Raw genomic sequence first — 15,768 nt, forward strand, 5'->3', positions numbered from 1 at the left:
GGTCGCCTATGGCTTGGCGTTAAACAATCAGTCGAGTCAAACCGATTAAATCGACAGCCCGTCAACGCTACGGCAAAACTTCAATCTGATTGTCGACGTTTCGCACGCCAGGCTCCAGTCGCATCAGCAGCTCGCTCATTCGGCGGTCATGCTGGCTGCTGACCGTCCCTGCGATAACGGCGGTCCTGCCTTCTACCCGGACCTGGACGCCCGGCATTCGCTTCCCGCTTGGTAGCGAACGAATGAGAGCGGTAGCGGATTGCTCGGTTTGCCACTGTGGTCGCGGTGGAACTTCGATAGCACTTCTCAACCGCGTGCGGATAACGGGTGGGGTCGAACTGCCAGTCTGACCTGTTTGATTTCCAAACATGCTGGAGAAGCCACCCATTCCTCCCATACCTCCCATGCTGACGCCTCCAGTGGTTCGGGCTGTCGTTCCTGTTGTCGTTGTCCCGCCGACTCCCCCGAAACCGAGTCCGGTTTCAGCCGTTTGCCCCACAGCGGTTCCGCGGTCGATTGCTGAGAAAGCAGCATCGGCATCCAATCCGCCGCTCGCTGGAGTGAGGGTACCGCCTTGATCGGAGGTATCGGCATTACCCTGAGCAAATAAAGGACTCGATAGCAGAGCGGCAAATAGGCAAGAGGTGAATATACGTCGGATCATCATGGCTAATTCGAGAGAACGAGACGGCTAAATCGCGGAATCAACGACAGACTCCTAATCTATTCTAACCTCCTAATCGCCAACTCGTTCCGCAAAATCCAGTTTGGAGGGCATCTTTTCATAAATCGCAGCTCTCGAGTATCCGCTCACGACATGTTTCCCAATTATAGGGTGCTCCTTAGCGAATCTACCCAAGACTTCGTGATTCGACTCGAATATAAAGGGAGATCCGCAACCTCTCACATAGTGACTTTCCATGAACCCGTTTTTCCAAAGCCCATTGCCAATCTGTCTCGGCTCTTTGCTCATGATCATGATGCCGGCCCAGCCGGCGCCCGCAGCGAACCCGGTTTCGATTCCTGGGGCTCCCCATTTGTTGCCCGAGGACACATTGCTATACGCCCGTTTGGATAGCGCGGATGAATTTCGGGAGACATTGTCAGAATCTTCACTGGGCCGAATGCTCGCTGACCCAAAACTAAAACCGTTTGCTGGCGACATCTATCAAACGCTAAGAGAACTGTTTGCTCAGTTCGGAGACGAGGTTGGCTTATCGCTTGACGAATTGTTGGCGATCCCCAGCGGCCAAGTTGCGATGGCGATGATGCCCGGAAACGTGGTCACTGAATCATCGGATACCGCCGCGAACGAAGGAGCAAAGAGGGACGAATCCGAAGAGGCAATTCGTCGTCGAATCGCCCGGAGACGACGTGAACAAAACGCAATCGCTGGATTGTTCATGGTCGATGCTGGAGAGAAGGTTGCCGATTTGCTCTCACTCGTCGACCGATTGGAAGCTCGATTGATTGAGTCAGGCTATGTTCGTCGCACGAGCAGGTTGGAGAAAATCGAACTGGTGCGACTGATGCCACCGCGTCCAGGCCGTCCGGAGATCGAGTACTTTCAAAATCAAGATGTCATCGTCTTGGGGGTCGGACACGAAACAGCGGGAAAGGCACTCGACCAATGGCTCGGCCACAGTGACGAACCGACGCTGGCGGACAATGTAAACTTTGGCAACGCCATGTCTCGTTGTATTGGGGCCGAATCAACTCGCCCTCAATTCACGTTCTATGCGGATCCCTATCATGTGGTCGAACGAGTCGTCAAGCGAGGGACGGCAGCCGTTTTCGTATGGCCGATTCTTGAGGATCTCGGAATTGGCAAAATTCGCGGCATTGGTGGTAGCACCTTTCACGGTGGTGAGATGTTTGAATCGATCTCTCATCTTCATCTACTGATCGATACTCCGCGCGACGGATTTCTTGGTTTGATTCGGCCTGAAACCGGTGACATCATGCCTCCGGATTGGGTTCCCGCCGACGTAACCGCTTACACCACCGTCCATTGGAATTTTGAAAAGGCATACGAAAACCTCGACAAGATCCTTGCGCTCTTTCAAGGCGAGGAGCCACTCAAACGGTTCGTGGAGGATCCACTTGAAAACGCGACTCGCCTGCAGGTCAACGAGGATATCCTGCAAAACCTATCGGGCCGTTACGCCAGTACGACTTGGTTGGAAACGCCGGTCAAACTAAACAGCCAAGTCACGGCGTACGGATTCGAGTTGAAAGACGCCGAGAGTGCCAAGAGTGCGATCGCTCGTTTTCGTAAAATGAAACCAAATGTACTGAAGGTCGAAACCGTGGCAGGTTCGGTGATCTACAGTTTCCCGAGTCGGCGACCGGTTCCCGATTCGTTTCGCCAACCATCGCCTGGGATCGTCATTTTGGGAACATGGATTGTTTTTAGCGACAGCCGCGTCTTTTTGGAACGAATCATCCGAGCGAACGAGAGTGGGACGCCACGATTGGCGACAGAACCCGATTTTGATTTGGTGGTGAGTGAACTGGGCGGGAAGCTGGATGGCGAAAAACCGTTTATGGTTTCATTTGTTCGCGGTGCCGATTATTTCCGCCAGTTCTATGAGTTGGCCAAAGCAGACGATTCGAGAAAGTTTTTGCGGACGCAGGGCGAAAAGAGTTCGGCGGCGAAACAGTTTTCGGAGTTATTGGAACGGAACCAATTGCCTCCTTACGAGGAATTTCGCCAATACTTTGCACCGGGCGGGGTGTTCGGCTACAACGAGCCGACCGGAATTCATTTCGGTTCGTTCAGCCTAAAACCAACCAAATGACTGCCGTGTTAGTGCAGGGTGGTTTTTGTTAAAGTGAATAGCGCACCTCCGTAGCCGCGTCTCTCCGAGACGCGAACCCGAGGCGCAAACAACCCGCACCTCCGTAGCCGCGTCTCTCCGAGACGCGAACCCGAGGCACAAACAACCCGCATTTCCGTAGCCGCGTCTCTCCGAGACGCGAAATCCCCGTGCCTCGGAGAGGCACGGCTACGGATCTACCGCTACTCACCAAGAACGAAAGCTAATTTGACTCGTGCAAAACGACACCCTTGGATCGTTACTCGGCCCCGAAGCTGACCCCGTTGCGGCGGGCTGGCGATTGCGTGAAATCGCTGAAAGTAACCAGCACGACGGGGCTGGCCTGATCGCTGAACTGTTGCAGCAGCCTGGCATCGTGGGCCGCAGTGATCCAGCGATTCTGGGCGGTTTATTGCATTTGATTCACACGCTTTTGATGCGATCCGACACCGGTTTGGCCAACCTTGATCCGAATCAGGTAGCGCGTCTGCATGACATCCTGCCTGTCGGGGCATCGAATAAACACTTGCTATTGCATCTATTGGCAATGCTTCGAAGTCAGGAATCGCTTGCGCTTTTGATCGAGAAGATGACGTCATCGCCGCCTCGCAAATGGATCGAAGCGGCTCAGGCAATCAGTCCTCTGATGCAGCATTTGGATTGGAAGACGAATTGGGTCTTTCCGCAAATACTCGATTGCCTTGAATTCCCCTCGCTTGCCGCTCCGACACTCGATTTGGCCAACTACTTGGTTCGCAGCGGCGGCGTCGATCCTCATCCGGCTCGCGAAAAACTACCCGTGCTGAATCTGTTGCTCGGTGAAGTCAGCGGCCGGTTGGCTCGTTTCGAAGAAAACCCTCGCGAATTTGGCGATGATGTAGAAACGGTTCAGGCGACACTTGGTGAGGCGGTCGCATTGGCGGTTTCGTTGTGTGATACGCTTAGCTTGATCGGCGATCCCTCGTCGATCGGCAAACTGAACCAAACGATCGATTTGAAACACCGGCGCGTCCAATGCGAGGCCGCCGGAGCACTCGCGAAACTTGGCGACGAAGACGGAAAAAAACGGTTATTGGAATTGACCAAAGATCCCGCGGCAAGATTAAGAGCGGTTCACTACGCCGACGAACTCGGGTTGGGCGACAGCGTCGACGAATCGGTCCGCTCCGATACCGCCACGGCGGAGGCGGAAATGTCACTATGGTTGACTCAACCCCAACAGATGGGCGTGCCACCGACATCGGTTGAAGTCGTCGACACGCGGCGTCTGCTTTGGCCGAGTTTCACCAACCCGGTTGACGTTCATTTGGTGAGGTTCGAGTATTCGTTTGGCGATAAAACGTACAGTAACGTTGGGATGACGGGGCCCGTCGTGTTTGCGATGAGTGCGGATGTGGCGGATATGCCCATTGATGACATCTATGCGATCTACGCAGGCTGGCATGCCGAACACGCCGAAATCTTCACCGTCGCAGCCGACCAGTTCAATGCGGCTCAGCGGCGAGCGATGGAGCAGTTCGAAAAACATCTCAACCAACTTGGTTATGAATCGATCAAACCAGCGTTGTTAGGTTTTTTCTTGGATGAACAAGCGGGCGTCATGACCGCGGAGCGAGATGGGACGGCATGTGTCGTCGTGACCGACGGGCTCGAAACCATCGATCAACCAACCGCCGGTCGGCTGCGTCCCTTGAACCCCGGTGATCTGTTTAATCTGTACAAAGGTCGAAAGATGTTGCGAACGTTTAATCCATCAGCTGGGATTGCCGATTTTAATGAACCGGATGACGCTTCCAATGACGATTAAACTGGGACCGATTCGGGATGCCGAGAACAAAATCCGGCGAGACTTTATCGACTTTGCTAAACTTTGGGCAGAGGTTCGCGAAAGTTGGGTTGATGATCGCAGTCGCCAATTCGAACAAGAGCATCTGTCAAGTCTAGGGCCAAGTTTGAATCGTTTCGCATCGGCAATGACAGAATTTTGCGAGGTCATTCGTCGTGCCGACGAGGCACTCGCGGACGATCAACATCGAGATCAATAGACGAAAACAATGACCATGAAAGACGCATCGGTAAGCCCCGCAGGATTGCTCGATCCCGCACGGCAAACGAGGTTGCTCGATGCCCTTCGCCAGCGTTTCGAATCGAGTGTTGCGGAGCATCGTGCGTTGATCGCCGATCATGCGCGCGCGAGCAAGCGAGAAGCCGAAGAATTTCAATCCATTCAAACAGCCAAAAAGAATGATTGTCGTTTGCTCCGACGTTCGACGCTTAGCGTTTGGGATGAATCCGAAGAGCAACTCGTTAGTGAGTACGAAACGTTTGCAATCGAGAACCGCAAACAACAATCGGAACTTTTGGCTCACTTTCGTCGCAAAGCAGTCAAAGAAAAAGAAGCGATTGAACAAAAAGTGATCTCGCGGTGCCAAGCGATTGGGCACCAATACGAAAAGCAAAAACATCGGCCGATTGAAACACGTGATCGGGAAATTCAAAAAATCGACGACTCGCTGCAGTCGATTTATTCGACCGTGAGCGAAGCGAGAGAATTGACGATCGCCCGACTCGACCATCTACCGCAATCGGACCCATCGGTTACTCCCGAAGGCGAACAGCCGATGACGCTACCCAAATCGGTTGACGAGGCAATCGAGCAAATCGCCTCGACGACCAAGCGTTGCCGAAACATTGTCGACGAGATGCGCCGCGGTGCAATTTCAAAACTGATCGATTCGTACTTGTTGCCCATTGTCGCGTTGGTGTTTTGTGTTCTCTGGTCACTGGGCGTCTATTTCTTCGTCCAGGACAAAAAAATACTTTGGGTTCTCACTGGCTTCACGATGATCGCCGTTTTGGGCTTCGTTGCATACCTGTTGTTAATGTGGCCGGTGAAGAAACAGACACGGCGGTTGTACCCCGTTGCCGAATGGTTATTGGCAGAAGCTGGGAAAAACGCCGATCGCGCCAAGGCGATTTCAACGAAAATCGCCAAAGATGCCTCTGCCGAATTGGTAAAAAAACGTGATACGCACTTAGCGGCCGCTGCGCAATGGAAGAACGAGCAATTGACCCAATTGGAGGCTGAGCTCGAAAAGCAACGTGATCAACAGCGAACGGCGCTCGATCAGTCGCTAGCGGAAAAAGATCAATGGTTCAAGTCCCACTACGCCCAGTTGGCCGAAACCATGCGAGTGAAAGCGGAAGCGGTCGCTGCGGAGATCACGCACAGCTTGGCCTCGACCGAGCAAATGATATCGGAAAAGCGGACTCGGTTGGCCGAGTCCCGCTGGCAAGAACGGCGGCGGTTGATGCAGCGACTCGAGCAAGGGGTCCGCCGAGGACTCGCTCGCATCAGCAAGGCGACCGAATCGGTCGAGCATCGTTTTCCAGCTTGGCAAAATGTTCTTGCTTCGCCCTTGCCAGTCGATCTCAATCGCATCGACTATGTTCCCGTTGGAACCTTGAGCGTTGGTTCGAGCCTTGATGAAGTGTTGAATGAGCCAAACATCGATAATGATTCGGTTCTTGATTCGATCAGCGATCTATCGATCCCCGATTCGTTGCCATTGGTACTGCACCGTCGTTTGCATAGCGGATTGGTCATTACCGCTCCGCCATCGCAACTCGATTCGGCGATCGATTTGGCTCATCAAGTGCTGTGGCGGTTACTCGCCGGCGCACCACCATCGCGATGCAAACTCACGCTACTCGACCCGCTCGGACGAGGCCAGAACTTTACAGGTTTTATGGCATTAGCGGATCACGATCCGTCAATCGTTGGCCATCGCGTGTGGACGAGCGATGCACAAATCAATGAGCGATTGGCCGAGCTGTCGCATCATGTCGAAGATGTATTGCAGGTCAGTTTACGGGACCGTTTTGAACGGATCGAAGACTACAATGAATTAGCGGGGTCGATGGCGGAACCCTACCGCGCGGTCGCTGCGATCGGTTTTCCGGAGGGGGTGTCACGCGACGCCTACAAACATCTGTTAGCATTGATTGAAAGTGGCCTGCGCTGCGGCATCTATAGCATTTTGGTTTGCGATTCCTCGAAGCCATGGCCATCGGACATGCCGATGCCAAAATCGAACAAGATCTTGCAAATCGACATCGATTCCTCAGGCAGGTTTCATGTTGAGAAAGCGGGTTTGTCCGAGTTGGCGTTTCGTCCCTGTGAACCGCCGACCGACCGGATGCGTTCGCCGCTCGTCGAAAAGATCGGCTTAGCCGCCGTCGCCGCGTCACGAGTCGAAATTCCCCTCGGTAGTATTCTAAAAGAGGAGGATGCGGCATCGGGTTCGACCAGTGATGGGATCGCGATCGCGGTTGGTAGCCAAGGTGCCAACCGCTCGATGTGTTTGGATTTGGGCGAAGGGGTTCGCCAACATGTACTGATCGCTGGGAAAACCGGTTCGGGAAAGAGCACGCTTCTGCATGCGATCATTACATCGGGCGCCTACCGATACACGCCCGATGAACTTCAGTTTTATCTGCTGGACTTTAAGAAAGGGGTTGAGTTCAAACCGTACGCCGACGCCAGTTTTCCTCACGCTCGCGTGATTGGCATCGAAAGTGAGCGTGAGTTTGGGCGAAGTGTGTTGCAACGTCTCGATGGCGAATTGCAACTTCGTGGTGAGCAATTCCGTGCCGCTGGCGTGCAAGAGCTTGGCGAATACCGACGTGCCAGCGGCAATGCGATGCCGCGAATTATGTTGGTCGTCGACGAATTCCAAGAGTTGTTCATGCGCGACGATCGATTGGCGGGCGATTGTGCGATGCTGCTCGACCGCTTGGTTCGTCAAGGTCGTTCGTTTGGGATGCACGTGGTACTGAGCAGCCAATCGTTGGCCGGTGCCTATTCGCTACCTCGAGCAACGCTCGGGCAAATGGCCGTCCGGATTGCGATGCAGTGCAGTGAATCGGATGCCGCTTTGATTCTTGCCGATGACAACACCGCCGCTCGCTTGATCGCCCGCCCCGGTGAAGCGATCTACAACGACGCAGGTGGTTTGATCGAAGGCAATCAACCATTCCAAGTGGCGTGGCTATCATCAGCAGAGCATCGCGAACTGCTTGCGTCCATCGCGGATCGTGATGCGGAGTATGTGAAGTCATTGCCGCCAGCGGTTGTGTTTGAAGGGAACCGTCCATGCCGTTGGACACCGGCACTGGCCAAGGCGATCTACCCGGCTAATCTTTCTCAGGACAAATCGTTGTACGGACTGCTCGGCGAAGCGGTTGAGATCGGGCCCCCCGTAGCGATCCGATTAACTCGCGACACAGGCCGAAATGTCTTGATCATCGCGCCACCCGAATCGCGAAGTAGTGTCATCGCAACTTGTATCGCTGGATTCCAGCACAGCGACCCGCGTTTAGAACTTGTTTACTACGACGGCAACCGAGTCGATGAAGGAGAAACCTTGAGGCCGTGGCTTGATGAATGCGGGATCGATTTCAAGAGCATCAAAATGAGAGATTCGGAAGCTGAATTGGTCCGCATCAGTGAACGGGTGAAATCACGTATGGATGACGAAGCCGACCATTCGCCGCTTGTCCTCGTGATCGATCCGCTGGAACGGTTCCGTGACCTTCGCCAAGAGGAATCATTCAATTTTTCCCTCGATGCGGCGGCCGGTTCCGTCAGTGGAGCGGCGGCACTCCAGCAGGTGCTTCGCGACGGACCAGCGGTGAATGTGTTTTGCATCGTTGTTTGTGGATCGACCGAGACGTTGTCACGTTGGTTGCCCCGGGCCAACCAACATGATCTGGAACTGCGGATTCTAGGACGAATGAACGCGTCCGATTCGTCGCTATTAATCGACACACCCATCGCAGCAGAGTTGTCGGCGGCAACCATGCTCTCTTACGATGATACGGATGGTCGAATCGCCAAATTCCGTCAGTGTGATTTGCCAGATGCCAAAGTGGTCCGCCAGTGGCTCGAAAACCGATAGCAGAGGTCGTCAAGACGAACGCTCACGGAATGGAATCGGCAAACAATGCACGGCAAGATGGGCTCGACAAAATCATTCCGCTAAACTTTTGTCTTGCATTTCCTGCCTTTCCAAATGTGTTCTTTTGCCTAACCCGGAAACCAGGCGAGGTTCCTAAATCGGTTCTTTTGTTACCCCGTTTATCCGATACAGCCGTTGTTTTTCAAGCTGCCTAAGCGAGAGACAACAATCCGTGCAGCCATTCGGTTCGCGAGGACTAATTGCGACGTAGGGTTACGTTGGAGCGTCACGCTCTTTCCCAACCCTGAGTTATCAATCAAAGCCACGCTTATGTCGTCCCAAGAATTTGTGGACCATTACGAAGTGCTCGAAATCAGTCCGAACGCCAATTTGGCAACGATCGAAAGAGTGTTTCGCTATTTGGCGAAAAAGTATCATCCGGATATCAACGAGGATCACGACGCTAGCCACTTCACCCGGTTGGTGGATGCATTCGAGACGCTTCGCGAACCGGAAGCCCGCAAGGCATACGACGTTTCCCACCAACGGCATCAACAGGTCCAAGTCGAGCTTGTCGAAGGAGCCAATGCCGCAAGCGACGACTGTTTAGAACGATACAAATTGTTGTCGCTTCTTTACGCCCAGCGAAGACGAAATTTCCAGAAGCCTGGGATCGGCTTGGGAACTCTGGAAACATTGGTCCCCTACACGCCCGAAGTGGTTCAGTTTCATATCTGGTATTTTCGCGAAAAAGGTTGGATCGGTCGCGAAGAGTGTGGCCAGTTGTCGATCACAGCTGCGGGCGTCGATTATATCGAAGCGTTCAACCAACCCACGGTCTCCGACCAATTGCGGTCAGAAAAATAGCGACGCACCGATTCGGCAATCATCGATACCGTTGGCATCAAATGGTACCGTACCGCCGCAAAGTATCAGCAAACGGTGAGTCAATGGGTGTCGTTGATTCGGGTTTGCGACATGGATAGGATCGGCAAGCAGAAACCGCATTTTTTTGCTAGGATGGTCAAGCCAGCGAGAAGGGAAAGTTGTCGCATAGAAAATGCCAGCTCTGAGACTGGCTCTGAGACTGGCTCTGAGACTGGCACGAGATAAAGGAAAAACATGCTGCGAACGTTCGCCCCCAATACTCGTCAACAAATCGATGCGGCTTGCGACCTTATCCGCTCCCATGATCACCGCGTTCCTGCGGCTGCAGTGATTCTCGGCAGCGGCTTGGGCGGTTTGGCAGACAAGATCGAAGATCCGGTGGCGATCGATTTTGCTGAAATTCCTGGGTTCGCTACCTCTACCGCTAGCGGACATCGCGGACAATTGATCCTTGGAACCATCGAAGGACTCGTGGTCGCTGCGATGGCCGGACGATTTCATCGTTACGAAGGACACGGCAATGACAAAGTGACGTTTCCGGTGTACACGTTGGCCGCGCTGGGAGCAAGCCGGTTGATCGTTAGCAATGCAGCAGGCGGTGTGAATCCAAAACTCCGTGTGGGAGACATCCTGGTGATTCGCGACCATATCGATTGGCTCAGCGGTGTTTCGAGTGGAGTGGTCTCCATGGCTCAGACGGGGCTCAGCCGTTTTGAAGAGTTTTATGATTCGGCAATGAGCGAGATTGCCATACGAACATCTCTTTGTGAGAATTTTACCGCTTATCCAGGAACCTACTTAGCTACTCTTGGTCCGACTTATGAGACGCGTGCAGAGTACCGAATGATGCGGCGGATCGGAGTGGACGTGGTTGGCATGAGCACCGTGCCCGAGGCAATGGCTGCCAAAAACGCAAACATGAAAGTGCTCGGCTTATCGATGGTAAGTAACGTCGCCAATCCCGATATCGCTATTAGCACAAATCATGATGAAGTTTTAGAGGCAGGCAGACGAGCCGAGGTTAGAATGGAGTCAATCGTGCGTGCGGTGCTAAAAAGCAGCGAGTAGCGAGAAGTGTCCAACATTATTCTTTTTCATCTGAGTAAACGATGGTTGCAGGATCACCACAGCGTAACCCAAACTTCAAATTCTCGTTGCAGTCGATGACCGATGCGCAGCTCTGCGAAGCGATACATGCGGTACCCGTATTGCAGGAGGATGAGGAGTTGGTGCGAGTCGATGTAGCGGGTGCTGTCGGCCAGCACCATGCGATGATGCGACTTAGGCATCCCGTTCGCTTGCAAGTCGACGGCCATCTCGGTGATTATGCATTTGCGATGAACCAAGATGCCGATATCCGCTTGACGGGATCGGTTCGGCATGGAGTGGCCGAAGGGATGGCAAGCGGAGCCGTTAGGGTACAAGGGGACGCCGGCGTTGGCGCTGGAGTCGCGATGACGGGCGGGACGTTAGCTATCTTCGGAAATGCTGGCCCCCGATGCGGTGCGGCCATGCGGTCCGGCAGCATCTTTGTTCGGGGCGATGTTGGAGACGAAGCGGGCATCGGTGCGATCGGAGGCACGATTGTGATCGGAGGAAACGCTGGCCATCGACTGGGCGATGCGGTGAATAATGTATCGGTTTTTATTCGTGGCAAAGCGCTCAGCTTAGCAGAGGGGGTGACCGAAGCACCGCTGCGAAAACGTGAGGAACTGCGGCTTGGATTGCTGCTTATCAATGCCTCGATCCGTGGCGATGCCAAGGAGTTTCGGCGAATCGTGCCAACCGCCCTGTTGCAAGCCGAAAATGCTCAACGAGGCGAAGTGACTCCCAATTGGAGATGATTCCATTTTTTATACCGTTGCATTTGACGGCAACGAAGCCGTTGCAGGCTAGCTAACCGGCAAAGTTGACGGAAAACATTCAACCGGAACGACCGGAAAAGCCGAAAGAGGTTTGTAGGGACGCTTGCGCCTCCAATCCAAACCTTTTGCTTGATCCATTTGCTGGAAAACAACGCGATGAGACTCCCATCGGTCCACTGCAGCCACCCATTGCTCCTGAAACTTGCCATCTTTGCTAGCGTTATGGCCAATCCATTGGTGGTCAGCGGCCAGGTTCGTACGAAGAAACCGGATCGTGGCGTCTACCGACCTCCGGTGGTCATGGCGGATGATGGCTTTTTCGAGGTCGCGACAGAGGAAGAGGAGTCCGCAACGGGGCCCGAACGAGTGACCGATGCGGTCGCTCGTCCTTCGCTCGTGCCTCGAAATGCAGTCGTCAAGCAGGTTGCCTACGAAACGGATTCCGAGCCAATCGATTCGAGGGAGGCCTATTTGAACGATGCGTATTCGGGCGATGTGTATTCGGGCGATGCCTATTCGGGCGATGTATATTCGGGCGATGCGTATTCGGGCGATGTGTATTCGGGCGATGCGTATTCGGGCGAGCAGGGAGCGATTGCGTATTACGACGAACCTTCATGCGGTCTCGAATCATGTGACTCTCCTGGGTGTGATTCCCTTTCGTGCAGTGGTTGTTCGCCATGGGCGAATAGCCATTTGGCGTTTAGCTCTGACCGCTGGTTTGGATCGCTGGAATTATTGTTGATGTTTCGTAGCGGCGACTATCCGCCGGCACTCCTAACGACTGGCCCTGCGGATGCGGACAACCCAGGTCAGTTGGGAGATCCTGACACAGAAATGTTGGTAGGTGGCGAAGAGATTCTGGGCGACATGACCGCTGGAGGCCGGTTGACGATCGGCACTTGGCTTGACGATTGCCAATCTCGTTCGCTGGTCGTTCGCGGCTGGTTGGCTGGAAAGGAATCTTTCAATTACGACGTGGATCAATCGACAACGTCGATCATCACCCGTCCTTTCTTCAACGTCACCACAGGTGAAGTTGCCCAGCAGGACACTCAGGTCATCGCGACACCTGGGTTCACAACCTTTGGGGCTGCCAACGTCAATGCGTCGAGCGAAGTATACGGAGCGGATTTGTCGATACGCCAACACTTGTATTCACGATTTGGCGGAACGGTTGATGCGCTCTATGGTTACCAATTCATGCGGATGAACGAAAGTTTGTCGATCTCAAGCACGTCTACCGCTGGGGCGGATAACCCGTTGCCGCTTGGATCGACGATTGCGGTCTCTGATTCTTTTGATGCAGAGAACGAATTTCATGGCGGCCAATTGGGCTTGGCGACACGCTACCGAGAAGGGTGTTGGTCCTTTCGAAGTCTTTGGAAGGTCGCGTTTGGACAACTTTCACGACAAGCAGAACTCGTTGGTAGTACTGCGATAGCTAACGGCCCTGTCGTGACGGAGCCCAACGGATTGTTGGTCCGTAGCACGAATGCGGGCACAACGACCGATCACACGTTTAGCTGGGTCCCCGAATTGGACCTGTCACTTGGTTGGCATCAATTTCCGAATTTCGATGTCACGTTTGGCTATCACGTGATTGCGATGACCGACGCGATTCAGGCATCAGGATTGATTGACCCTGAATTGGCATCGAACTTAGCCACTCCCGTCGAGGATCCACTTCGGCCATCGCTCGAAATGCGAGACAAGACGTTCTACGTTCACGGATTGCACTTCGGTTTAGCCTACATCTATTGAGATCGTGCGTGCCGCTTGATCCTGATCTCGTTGACTCGTAACAGGGCTCTTGCCTTATGGCGGGATGAAGCGGAATTCGAACCATCCGCCATTGGTCATCAACGTCTTGCCGTTGCCGGTGGGGGTGACCGTGTGGGTTAAGGCGAGCGACACAAAGCCAAATGCAAGCCTTTGGAAAACTCCAAAAGCTTCTTGAAAAACGAGATTGGGGATAAAGTAGCCAGGAGTCTGGGAACAAGCTCAATTTAGAGGGGTTATTTCCTTTGCTTGACATTGCCGCTATCGTTTAGGGTAACGTTACTAAACGTTTTGACCCTGATTCTGACCCTTAAACGGAGCAAACATCGAATATGGCTTACACACTACCATCCCTTCCGTACGCATACGACGCACTCGCACCTCATATTGATGCTCAAACGATGGAAATCCATCATACCAAGCATCACCAGGCCTACATCAACAAGGTCAACGACGCGATTGCTGGCACTGATTTAGAAAACAAATCGATCGAGGAATTGGTCTCAAACCTTTCCGCAGTGCCAGCGGACAAGCTTGGCGCGGTTCGCAACAACGGTGGTGGACATGCGAACCACTCGTTGTTTTGGACGATCATGGGACCTGGGAAAGGTGGCAGTCCAAGCGGCGATTTGGCAGATGCGATCAACAAGGCATTCGGCTCACTTGACGCCATGAAAGAACAATTCGCGAACGCGGGAGCAACTCGTTTCGGTAGCGGTTGGGCTTGGTTGGTCGTCGATGGTGGCGAGCTCAAGATTGGCAGCACTGCCAACCAAGACAGCCCGCTAATGGGCAAAGAGATCGCCGGAATGAGCGGCACACCGATCCTTGGCTTGGACGTTTGGGAGCATGCTTATTATCTGAATTACCAAAACCGCCGCCCCGATTACATCTCCGCTTTCTGGAACGTGGTCAACTGGGATGCTGTTGCGGATCGCTGCAAAGCTGCCCTGTAATTGCACCGCAAGCAGGCAGTGTTTTTAAGTAAATGTCGTGCGAGGGCAGCCTTCCTTCGTGCGACATTTCTTTGGTTTCAAACATTGCCCTGTAGGGACAAGCGGCGTTTGACGGTCCATTATCAATTTGCATGGTTGCACATTGCAATTTGCAATCTTATCCCTCCCGCTTATTTTTCCATCCGCTTCGGACCTCAGCCATGACTGTTTATCGCCAAGCGTGCCCCTCGTGTGCGGCTCAGCTTGAACTGCCGCCCGATTCTGTTGGCCGCTTGGCAAAATGCCCTGCTTGTCAAGCAACGTTTCGGATCGGAGACAGCACGCCGGTCGCTACGACGGACCCGGTTGCGGAAGGCCCCACACCCGCGACGGAACCCTTGGGGAATTCCGAACCCACTGCCGCTGCGCCGCCGCAGTGCTCCGAGAGTCCTTTTAGTGAGCCGTTGTCGTCGCAGACCGATCCGAACCAATTGGGAAATCGCAATCCCTATCAACCTTCGGCCGCTCACACACCCTTGGTCGTTGGCAGCGGCAAGATTCAAGTGGTCCAACGTCCGATCGAGGATATTGTTTCGCCAACGTGGAACATCTTCATCGCTCGCTGGGTACCGTTGGTCCTCAGCATGCTGATTCTAATGGCCGTTTCCATGGTCGTCATCGTGGTACCATTCTTCGGCATTGCCGTGGTCGCCGATGGGGTTGGCGAAGAGGTCGCGGGGGTGCTGATGGTGTGCTTTTTACCCTTTCTCCTCTTCTTTAGCGCCTACGCAACGGTCGGATGGAGCCGTATGGCACTTGCGGTCGCTCGCAACGAACCCGAACCTCTGTCCCGTTTGCTGCCGCCGATTCGCCTCGTTTTCCGGTTGATTTTAGGCGGCATCATCATGTTGGCGCTGCTCGGATTGGCGATTGGAATCGTCGTCGCCTTCACCGCCGGTTTAGCGATGGCCGTCGCGAATGACGGTCTTATCGTTGGAGTTACCTTTCTCCTATTGGGAGCGCTATCGATCGTCATCATGGTCGGGCAATGGTTGCTTTGGCCTTGGGTTTTCGTGGTCAGTGATGACAAGGGCTCGGCAATCGAATCGATTCGCATCGCCTATGGGATTTCGATCAATAACAAATTGACTTCGCTGTTGATCGTTGTGTTCTCCTTCGTGCTCTCAACACTTGGGTCGATGATGTGCTACGTCGGCCATTTTGTCACGACGCCGGCGACGGTCCTTTTATTCGCAGTCGCCTACCTCATGCTAACAAGTCAACCGATCAGTAATCCGCAATAAAGTCGCATCGGCAAGTCGCAAATAGGCTGAATCCGGTTGCGGTAGCGACGCAGAATCGACGTGAAACAGACGCGGATTCTCGTGTCAAGACCAACGGTTTTGCATTCCCGCCCCGGGTGCATGACCGGGTTTGTGGGGAAGATTGGCCTGGGCTCAAATTGACATGGGATTTACAATAGGAGACGTGCAGCCCGGAAGGCTGGGAGTTTTAGAGA

At 53.8% G+C, this 15,768-nt stretch carries 11 protein-coding genes; 10 read left to right on the forward strand and 1 reads right to left on the reverse strand.

The features are described 5' to 3' along the window. Window positions 1-67: 67 nt before the first annotated feature. Window positions 68-667 carry a BON domain-containing protein gene (locus Q31b_RS12630; protein WP_146600066.1) on the reverse strand — a complete coding sequence of 200 codons (600 nt, stop codon included), beginning with the start codon at window positions 665-667 and terminating at the stop codon, window positions 68-70. Between the two features lie 253 nt (window positions 668-920). Between Q31b_RS12630 and Q31b_RS12635 the strand changes: the two genes are divergently transcribed. The 10 genes from Q31b_RS12635 to Q31b_RS12680 all read left to right on the forward strand — a co-directional run bounded on the left by Q31b_RS12635 (window position 921) and on the right by Q31b_RS12680 (window position 15,553). Further along, entirely contained in the window at window positions 921-2,801 is a 1,881-nt protein-coding gene (locus Q31b_RS12635; RefSeq protein ID WP_146600067.1) for a hypothetical protein, read from the forward strand. A 253-nt stretch (window positions 2,802-3,054) separates the two neighbouring features. Continuing rightward, window positions 3,055-4,626 (forward strand): HEAT repeat domain-containing protein, encoded by a 1,572-nt coding sequence (locus tag Q31b_RS12640; RefSeq protein WP_146600068.1) that lies wholly within the window; start codon window positions 3,055-3,057, stop codon window positions 4,624-4,626. Continuing rightward, window positions 4,616-4,864, forward strand: coding sequence for a hypothetical protein (locus Q31b_RS12645; RefSeq protein WP_146600069.1), 249 nt, complete (start codon window positions 4,616-4,618; stop codon window positions 4,862-4,864). The genes Q31b_RS12640 and Q31b_RS12645 overlap by 11 nt, the downstream gene beginning before the upstream one ends. A 9-nt stretch (window positions 4,865-4,873) precedes the next feature. Then, the gene (locus Q31b_RS12650; RefSeq protein WP_231617532.1) at window positions 4,874-8,779 is read left to right on the forward strand and encodes an FtsK/SpoIIIE domain-containing protein; all 3,906 of its coding nucleotides are present in this window, start codon (window positions 4,874-4,876) and stop codon (window positions 8,777-8,779) included. A gap of 330 nt (window positions 8,780-9,109) precedes the next feature. Further along, entirely contained in the window at window positions 9,110-9,646 is a 537-nt protein-coding gene (locus Q31b_RS12655) for a J domain-containing protein (RefSeq protein WP_146600070.1), read from the forward strand. Between the two features lie 255 nt (window positions 9,647-9,901). Beyond that, complete coding sequence (locus tag Q31b_RS12660; protein WP_146600071.1) at window positions 9,902-10,735, forward strand: purine-nucleoside phosphorylase; 834 nt, start codon at window positions 9,902-9,904, stop codon at window positions 10,733-10,735. A 41-nt stretch (window positions 10,736-10,776) separates the two neighbouring features. After that, window positions 10,777-11,511: a tributyrin esterase gene (locus Q31b_RS12665; protein WP_231617533.1), complete on the forward strand. Its 735-nt coding sequence runs from the start codon at window positions 10,777-10,779 to the stop codon at window positions 11,509-11,511. A gap of 177 nt (window positions 11,512-11,688) precedes the next feature. Further along, window positions 11,689-13,296, forward strand: coding sequence for a BBP7 family outer membrane beta-barrel protein (locus tag Q31b_RS12670; protein ID WP_146600072.1), 1,608 nt, complete (start codon window positions 11,689-11,691; stop codon window positions 13,294-13,296). Window positions 13,297-13,646: 350 nt separating this feature from the next. Then, window positions 13,647-14,270: a superoxide dismutase gene (locus tag Q31b_RS12675; RefSeq protein WP_146600073.1), complete on the forward strand. Its 624-nt coding sequence runs from the start codon at window positions 13,647-13,649 to the stop codon at window positions 14,268-14,270. Window positions 14,271-14,470: 200 nt separating this feature from the next. Then, window positions 14,471-15,553: a hypothetical protein gene (locus tag Q31b_RS12680; RefSeq protein ID WP_146600074.1), complete on the forward strand. Its 1,083-nt coding sequence runs from the start codon at window positions 14,471-14,473 to the stop codon at window positions 15,551-15,553. Window positions 15,554-15,768 lie beyond the last annotated feature (215 nt).

It is taken from the genome of Novipirellula aureliae (assembly GCF_007860185.1).
GTDB lineage: Bacteria > Planctomycetota > Planctomycetia > Pirellulales > Pirellulaceae > Novipirellula_A > Novipirellula_A aureliae.

What these genes read in the sequence shown, in the direction of transcription:
- Q31b_RS12680 (WP_146600074.1), top strand. Translation starts at nt 14,471, where the DNA reads ATGACTGTTTATCGCCAAGCGTGCCCCTCGTGTGCGGCTCAGCTTGAA.
- Q31b_RS12660 (WP_146600071.1), top strand. Translation starts at nt 9,902, where the DNA reads ATGCTGCGAACGTTCGCCCCCAATACTCGTCAACAAATCGATGCGGCT.
- Q31b_RS12675 (WP_146600073.1), top strand. Translation starts at nt 13,647, where the DNA reads ATGGCTTACACACTACCATCCCTTCCGTACGCATACGACGCACTCGCA.
- Q31b_RS12645 (WP_146600069.1), top strand. Translation starts at nt 4,616, where the DNA reads ATGACGATTAAACTGGGACCGATTCGGGATGCCGAGAACAAAATCCGG.
- Q31b_RS12650 (WP_231617532.1), top strand. Translation starts at nt 4,874, where the DNA reads ATGACCATGAAAGACGCATCGGTAAGCCCCGCAGGATTGCTCGATCCC.
- Q31b_RS12630 (WP_146600066.1), bottom strand. Translation starts at nt 667, where the DNA reads ATGATGATCCGACGTATATTCACCTCTTGCCTATTTGCCGCTCTGCTA.
- Q31b_RS12635 (WP_146600067.1), top strand. Translation starts at nt 921, where the DNA reads ATGAACCCGTTTTTCCAAAGCCCATTGCCAATCTGTCTCGGCTCTTTG.
- Q31b_RS12665 (WP_231617533.1), top strand. Translation starts at nt 10,777, where the DNA reads ATGGTTGCAGGATCACCACAGCGTAACCCAAACTTCAAATTCTCGTTG.
- Q31b_RS12670 (WP_146600072.1), top strand. Translation starts at nt 11,689, where the DNA reads ATGAGACTCCCATCGGTCCACTGCAGCCACCCATTGCTCCTGAAACTT.
- Q31b_RS12655 (WP_146600070.1), top strand. Translation starts at nt 9,110, where the DNA reads ATGTCGTCCCAAGAATTTGTGGACCATTACGAAGTGCTCGAAATCAGT.